General features: G+C 40.2%; 6 protein-coding genes. All 6 read left to right on the forward strand.

Features of this window, described 5'->3' with window-relative positions; all coding sequences use genetic code 11:
* Positions 1–17 precede the first annotated feature (17 nt).
* The gene (gene recO / locus B5D25_RS10930) at positions 18–674 is read left to right on the forward strand and encodes a DNA repair protein RecO (protein ID WP_078788000.1); all 657 of its coding nucleotides are present in this window, start codon (positions 18–20) and stop codon (positions 672–674) included.
* 197 nt (positions 675–871) lie between these two features.
* Positions 872–2080: a nicotinate phosphoribosyltransferase gene (pncB, locus tag B5D25_RS10935; RefSeq protein ID WP_078788001.1), complete on the forward strand. Its 1209-nt coding sequence runs from the start codon at positions 872–874 to the stop codon at positions 2078–2080.
* A 92-nt stretch (positions 2081–2172) separates the two neighbouring features.
* Positions 2173–2988: a DUF4214 domain-containing protein gene (locus B5D25_RS10940; protein WP_159444159.1), complete on the forward strand. Its 816-nt coding sequence runs from the start codon at positions 2173–2175 to the stop codon at positions 2986–2988.
* A 227-nt stretch (positions 2989–3215) separates the two neighbouring features.
* Entirely contained in the window at positions 3216–4613 is a 1398-nt protein-coding gene (locus B5D25_RS10945; protein WP_078788003.1) for a glycine--tRNA ligase, read from the forward strand.
* Between the two features lie 240 nt (positions 4614–4853).
* Positions 4854–7493, forward strand: a complete 2640-nt coding sequence (gene ppdK, locus B5D25_RS10950; protein WP_078788004.1) for a pyruvate, phosphate dikinase — start codon at positions 4854–4856, stop codon at positions 7491–7493.
* Positions 7494–7922: 429 nt separating this feature from the next.
* The coding region (locus B5D25_RS10955; protein WP_143405144.1) for a helix-turn-helix domain-containing protein at positions 7923–8105 on the forward strand (183 nt) is incomplete at its 3' end.

Raw genomic sequence — 8105 nt, forward strand, 5'->3', positions numbered from 1 at the left:
TATTCCGGGAGAATGATATGGATCAGGAGATAACAGAAAAAGGCATAGTTCTAAATGCGAGTCCTTTTGGCGAATATGGCAAAAGGCTCGTTATACTTACAGGCAGAGAGGGAAGGATAACTGTATTTGCCAACAATATAAGAAGGCAGACCTCGAGACTTACTGCAGCAGGACAGAGCTTCGTTATGGGGGAATTCAAACTTCGCCCGGGCAGGGACAGCTATACACTTCTTTCTGCTGAGATAGAAGAAAGCTTTATCGAATTATCTTATGATATCGACAAAATGTGTTATGCATCATATTTCTGTGAATTTACGTCATATTATACGAGGGAAGGGCTGGCAGCGGTTGACGAGTTGAACCTTTTATATCTTGCATTTAAATCCCTCTTACGAGAAGAGATATCCGACAGGACAGTGAGACTAATATTTGAATTAAAACTCATGGATATAGAAGGAGAAGTCCCTGAAGTGGAAAGTATGGAAGGACTCAAAGAAGACGAACGTTATGTTCTTGCTACTATACTTTCTGCATCCATTGGAAGTGTATTTTCATTTGACCTTGCGGAAGACCTTCTGGAAAGACTTGAGAAGATCAGCCAAAGACTGATCAAAAAAAATGTAGACAGAGAATTTAGATCCCTGGAAATACTAAGAAATGTTATTTGGACATAAAAAAACCGCCGTATGAACGGCGATTTTTTTAAACTATGAAAATTATGAAAACTATGAAAAGAAGAATTGTTTTTCTCTTTCGATGTACTTATAGTACTATTTAAATATGAACTAAGTGTGACATTCAATAAAATTATTTGTAAATAATAAGTTGCAAAAAATATTTATAATTATCATAGATGAAGGAGGAGTTTTATATGAAATTACCGCAGATTATCAATAGTTTACTTGAAACAGACCTCTATAAATTCAGTATGGGAATGACTATTTATCATCAATTTCCTTCCTACAGAACAACATGGACTTTCAAATGCAGGAATACTGATGTGCATTTTACAGAGGAAATGGTTGAAGAGATAAGAGAGCAGATAAAGGCATATTGCGATATTAAATTCACAGAAGAAGAACTTAATTATCTGAAGAAAATTAAATGGCTGAAGGAAGACTATGTAGATTTCCTCAGACTGTGGCATCCGAGATTTGAGGACTTCGAGATAAATGATGATGCGGAGTGCGGACTTTCAATAGAAGCAAAGGGAACCTGGGTTAATTCCTCAATGTACGAAATCCCAACTCTTGCCATCGTAAATGAAGTATATTTCAGAATGGCTTATGATTATGATGAACTTATGGATTCATTTAAGGAAAAGCTTTCTGAAAAATGCAGAAGGATAAGCGAGAACAGCGTTCATCTCGGAACCTTCTCAGAGTTCGGATTACGAAGACGTCTTTCAGGGGAAGCACAGGAACTTGCGGTTAAAAAGATAAATGAAGCAGTTAAGGGCTCCGGTTCATCATTCATCGGAACAAGCAATGTATATCTTGCGAAGAAATATAACCTCACTCCTGTAGGAACAATGGCTCATGAATATATCATGTGCGTTGGACAGGGTGATAATAAGCATAATGCCGCATATTCAAACTGGTATGCACTTAATGCATGGATCAGAGAATATTCCGTACTTAATGGAATAGCACTTACGGATACAGTAACAACAGATATTTTCCTTCGCGATTTTCAGCTTACATTTGCAACTATGTTCAATGGCGTTCGTCACGATTCGGGAGATCCGTACGAATGGGGCGAGAAGATGATAAAGCATTATGAATCATTAGGAATCGATCCTAAGACAAAGTCACTTCTTTTCTCAGACAGTCTGGACTTCGATAAGGCTTCAGCGCTGTATGATCATTTCAGTGACAGAATAAAAGTTGCATTCGGAATAGGAACATATATTTCAAATGATACTAAAGTCAAAGCACTCAATATAGTAATGAAGACAACAGAATGTAACGGTCATCCTGTTGCCAAGATCTCAGATACTCCGGGCAAGGGAATGTGCAAAGATCCTTCATATGTTGACTATCTAACAAGGACTCTGGACTGGAGACTTAATCATGAGTGATCAGTTAAAATAAAAAAGTTATTGAACGTTAACCGACTCTCCTGTATAATATGACACGTTATTGTATTTATATGAATTACAGGAGGAAAAAAATGAAAAAGCAGAAGAAACTTTTATGTGCTGTTATTGCATTAGCTATTGTACTTACAAGCATAATTGTTCCAAGCACAGCAAAGGCAAAGACAAGAGACGACTACATCAAGCAGTCGCCAACAGGTAACGTTAGAGTTGATGACGTAAAGGTCGGTAATAATGCTTATGATCTTGATGCATTCAGAAAGTACAGCCTCAGCGGTAAGCTTTCAGCAAAGAATGGTGTTAAGAGAGTAGATATCGTACTTTACAAAGGGGACTCATCACATCCTTTCGTTTCAAACGGATTTGAATTTGCAAGAGCTACTCAGAAAGAAGTAAGAATCGAAAATCAGCCGGGAATGGTAAACTGCATCAAGTTTGAGTCTCTTGATCCGGGTGATTACAAACTTATTATATCTGTATCAGATGCGCAGTATGATCGTGCTTATATCATCAAGTATCTTACAATAAAGAAAAATGCAAACGCATATGTACTCAGATTATATAAGAGCGTTCTCGGAAGAAATCCTGACCAGGGTGGATTCGACGGATGGACAAGCCTTCTTAAGAACCGCAGCATGTCAGCTTCTCAGGTTGCAAGAGGATTCTACGGATCGCCTGAATATAGAGAAAAGGCAAGAAGAGAGAACATCTCAAATGATCAGTTCATCAGAAGTCTTTACAACGGTCTTTTCGGAAGAGATCCCGATCCTGTAGGATATCAGGGATGGATGGGTGTTCTTAGATATAACAGCAGAGATTATGTCATGGAACAGTTCTTCAAGTCAGAAGAATTTATAAAGATGTGTAGTGAATACGGAATGCTCAGATAGTCCTATTTCTACCATATTTCAAATAAAGAATAATGTGCCCTCATCACGGGAGCAAATATTGATATATGTCCGGGATTCCGGATACATATCCGATTGCTTCATGTGGTGAGGGTATTTCTTTTGAAAAAAAATAATATTAGAGTTGAACTTTTTTGCACAAAAATGTAAAATACTTCAAGAGTTTTTAGTGCTTGAATAGTTAAAAACGTGATTGAAGGGAGAACTATATGGAAAAGTCAATGGAGAAGATCGTTGCCCTTGCCAAGTCAAGAGGATTTGTATATCCGGGATCTGACATCTACGGAGGCCTTGCAAATACATGGGATTACGGCAACATCGGTGTTGAACTCAAGAATAATATCAAGAAGGCATGGTGGAAGAAATTCATTCAGGAAAATCCTTACAACGTAGGAGTTGATTGTGCGATTCTCATGAATCCACAGGTATGGGTTGCTTCAGGTCATCTTGGAAGTTTCTCAGATCCACTTATGGATTGTAAAGAATGTCATGAAAGATTCAGAGCAGATAAGGTAATAGAAGATTTTGCTCTTGAGAATAATATAACACTTGAATCTTCTGTTGACGGCTGGTCAAATGAAGAGATGGAGAAGTTTATCGAAGATCACAACATCCCATGTCCTGCATGCGGAAAACACAGCTTCACATCTATCAGACAGTTTAATCTTATGTTCAAAACCTTCCAGGGTGTTACAGAAGATGCAAAGAATACTGTATATCTCAGACCTGAGACAGCACAGGGTATCTTCGTAAACTTCAAGAATGTTCAGAGAACATCACGTAAGAAGGTTCCTTTCGGTATAGGACAGATCGGTAAATCATTCAGAAATGAGATCACACCGGGTAACTTTACATTCAGAACAAGAGAATTTGAGCAGATGGAGCTTGAGTTCTTCTGTAAGCCGGGAACACAGACAGAGTGGTTCAATTATTGGAGAAGTTTCTGTTATGAGTGGCTTCTCAGCCTTGGAATCAAGGAAGAGAATCTTCGTCTCAGAGATCATGATCCTGAAGAGCTTTCATTCTACTCAGATCATACAACAGATATTGAATACGCATTCCCATTCACAGACTGGGGTGAACTTTGGGGTATTGCCTCAAGAACAGATTACGATCTTACTCAGCATCAGAATACATCAGGCGAGCCAATGGATTATTTCGATGATGAAACACATGAGAAGTATATCCCATACGTAGTTGAGCCTTCACTTGGTGCTGACAGAGTTACACTTGCTTTCCTTTGCGAAGCATATGATGAAGAAGTTCTCGATGCAGAGAAGAATGATGTAAGAACAGTACTTCATTTCCATCCTGCTATCGCTCCTATCAAAGTTGGTGTGCTTCCACTTTCTAAGAAGCTTGCTGAAGGAGCAGAGAAAGTATTTGCAGATCTTAGCAAGTACTGGAATTGTGAATATGATGACAGAGGTGCTATCGGTAAGAGATATCGTCGTCAGGATGAGATCGGAACACCTTTCTGTGTAACATATGACTTTGATTCGGAAGAAGACGGAACTGTAACTGTTCGTGATAGAGATACCATGGAGCAGGAGAGAGTTAAGATCGAAGATCTTAAAGCTTATTTCGAAGCAAAGATGGAGTTTTAGTAAATTTCACTAAATGTAACATGAGTTAAAAAAATAAATATATTTGTTTCAAAATAGTTAAGTTTATGTTATAATTCACGTTATGAGCGCGAAAGACTGCTAATCATACATTTAAACGGGATTTTCATTTGGGATTTTCTTTTCGAAGATTGTTGGAAGGTTTTAAGAAAATGTATGTTTTAACAGTCATTTCGTTGACTATAAAAACATAATAATTATCTTTAGGAGGTAGTAAACACAATGGCAAGAAAATGGGTCTACATGTTCAGCGAAGGCGATATGAGCATGCGTAATCTTCTTGGCGGTAAGGGTGCAAACCTTGCAGAAATGACAAGTATCGGACTTCCTGTTCCACAGGGATTCACAATCACAACAGAGGCTTGTACTCAGTATTATGAGGATGGACGTAAGATTAATGATGAGATAATGGCACAGGCTATGGATGGCGTAGCTAAGATGGAAGAGATCAATGGTAAGAAGTTTGGTGATCTCAACAATCCACTCCTCGTTTCAGTACGTTCAGGTGCTAGAGCTTCAATGCCAGGTATGATGGATACAATCCTTAACCTTGGACTTAATGATGAAGTTGTTGCAGCTATGATCAAGGGTAACCCTGATCCTGCTTTTGAGCGTTTCGTATATGATTCATATAGACGTTTTATTCAGATGTTCTCTGATGTAGTTATGGAAGTTGGTAAGAAGTATTTTGAACAGCTTATCGACAAGATGAAAGAAGAAAAGGGCGTTCAGTTTGACGTTGATCTTACAGCTGAAGATCTTAAGAACCTTGCTGAGCAGTTCAAGGCTGAGTACAAGAAGCAGTTAGGTGAAGATTTCCCTTCAGATCCTGTTACACAGCTTAAGCTCGCTATCGAAGCTGTATTTAGATCATGGGATAACCCACGTGCAAACGTATATCGTCGTGATAATGATATCCCTTATTCATGGGGTACAGCTGTAAACGTAATGCCTATGGTATTCGGTAACCTTAACAACGAATCCGGTACAGGTGTTGCATTTACAAGAGATCCTGCAACAGGTGAGAACAAGCTCATGGGTGAGTTCCTCATCAACGCACAGGGCGAGGACGTAGTTGCCGGTGTTCGTACACCAATGCCAATCGCTCAGATGGAGAAGGAATTCCCAGAAGCTTACGCTGAGTTCCTTAAGGTTTGTGATACACTTGAGAATCACTACCATGATATGCAGGATATGGAATTCACAGTTGAGAATAAGAAGCTTTTCATGCTTCAGTGTAGAAATGGTAAGAGAACAGCTCCAGCTGCTCTTAAGATCGCTTGTGACCTTGTTGATGAAGGACATAAGACACCTGAAGAAGCAGTAGCTATGATCGATCCACGTAACCTTGATACACTTCTTCACCCACAGTTTGATGCTAAGGCACTTAAGGCTGCTACACCACTTGGTAAGGGACTTGGAGCTTCTCCTGGTGCTGCTTGCGGTAAGGTTGTATTTACAGCTGATGATGCTGTTGCATGGGCTGCTAAGGGAGAGAAGGTTGTTCTTGTAAGACTTGAGACATCTCCTGAAGATATCACAGGTATGAAGAGTGCACAGGGTATCCTTACAGTTCGTGGTGGTATGACATCACACGCTGCCGTTGTTGCTCGTGGTATGGGTACATGCTGTGTATCTGGTTGTGGCGACATCAACATGGATGAAGAGAACAAGAAGTTCACACTTGGTGGAGTTGAGTTCGTTGAGGGTTCTGAAATCTCTATCGATGGTACAACAGGTAACATCTATCAGGGACTTATCCCAACAGTTGACGCTCAGATCGCCGGTGAATTCGGACGTATCATGGCTTGGGCTGATCAGTTCAGAAAGCTTAAGGTTCGTACAAATGCTGATACACCTGCAGATGCTAAGAAGGCTCGTGAGCTTGGTGCTGAAGGTATCGGTCTTTGCCGTACAGAGCATATGTTCTTCGAAGAAGACAGAATCGCTGCATTCAGAGAGATGATCTGTGCAGATACAGTAGAAGCTAGAGAAAAGGCTCTTGATAAGATCCTTCCATTCCAGCAGAGTGACTTCAAGGCACTTTATGAGGCACTTGAAGGAAATCCTGTTACAATCAGATTCCTTGATCCACCTCTTCATGAGTTCGTTCCTCACGAAGAAGCTGAGCAGATCAAGCTTGCTAATGACCTTGGTAAGTCACTTGACGAAGTTAAGGCTATCGTTGAATCTCTTAAGGAGTTCAACCCAATGATGGGTCACAGAGGATGCCGTCTTGCAGTTACATATCCTGAAATTGCTAAGATGCAGACAAAGGCTGTTATCCGTGCAGCTATCGAAGTTCAGAAGGCACATGCTGATTGGACAGTTAAGCCTGAAATCATGATCCCTCTTACATGCGAAGTTAAAGAGCTTAAGTTTGTTAAGAAGGTAGTAGTTGAGACAGCTGATGCTGAAATCGCTGCTGCAGGCGTTAACTTAGAGTATGAAGTTGGTACAATGATCGAGATCCCAAGAGCTGCTCTTACAGCTGATGAGATCGCTTCAGAAGCTGATTTCTTCTGCTTCGGTACAAATGACCTTACACAGATGACATTTGGTTTCTCAAGAGATGATGCTGGTAAGTTCCTTGATGCTTACTATGATACAAAGATCTTTGAGAACGATCCATTTGCTAAGCTCGACCAGACAGGTGTTGGTAAGCTTATGAAGATGGCTATCGATCTTGGTAAGCCAGTTAACAATAAGCTTCACTTTGGTATCTGTGGTGAGCACGGTGGAGATCCTTCATCAGTTGAGTTCTGTCATAAGATCGGACTTGATTATGTATCATGTTCACCATTCCGTGTACCTGTAGCAAGACTTGCTGCAGCTCAGGCAGCTATCGCTGACAAGCAGTAATTAATTGAAATTACTTTAAATTTATAATCCAGGTTCCCATGTGGAGCCTGGATTTTTTGTATTAGCATAAAAATAAATCACCAGCTATGCAGGTGTGTTCTCAGACATCTTTAGCTTCAAGTAAAAAAACCTCCAGTGCTATAATGAGTGCAGGTTCGCCAACCGCACTGATCAATAGCAAAGGAGGTATCCATATAGACAAAACAGTTTAGCACATACCATGTGGGGAATTTATAATTTCACTTTACGACAAAAACCTCAATTGTAATCCGAGATTCCATACCCAGTATCTCGGATGAGTAGTACAAGTTAATAATTATAGGTGTAAGAGAGGGGTATGGATTCTCCCTTACAAACATGTGAGGCCGACTGGAAGGTTGGTCTCATTTTTGTTATACTTTGATTTCTGGCGGCTGGAAAGGAGCTACCATGTCAAGGTTTTTATCATATGAAGATCGTTTGATCATAGCCCAGCGACTCCAGGAGAGTGCCTCCTTCGGAGAGATTGGCAAAGAACTGGGACGTGATCGCACAACCATTGCGAAGGAGGTAAAAAAGTATTCTTACGACAAGAAGAGCGGTCGTCCCGGCTATCCATATAACCCGTGTAAG

The organism is Eubacterium ruminantium (assembly GCF_900167085.1).
Classification (GTDB): domain Bacteria; phylum Bacillota; class Clostridia; order Lachnospirales; family Lachnospiraceae; genus Eubacterium_Q; species Eubacterium_Q ruminantium.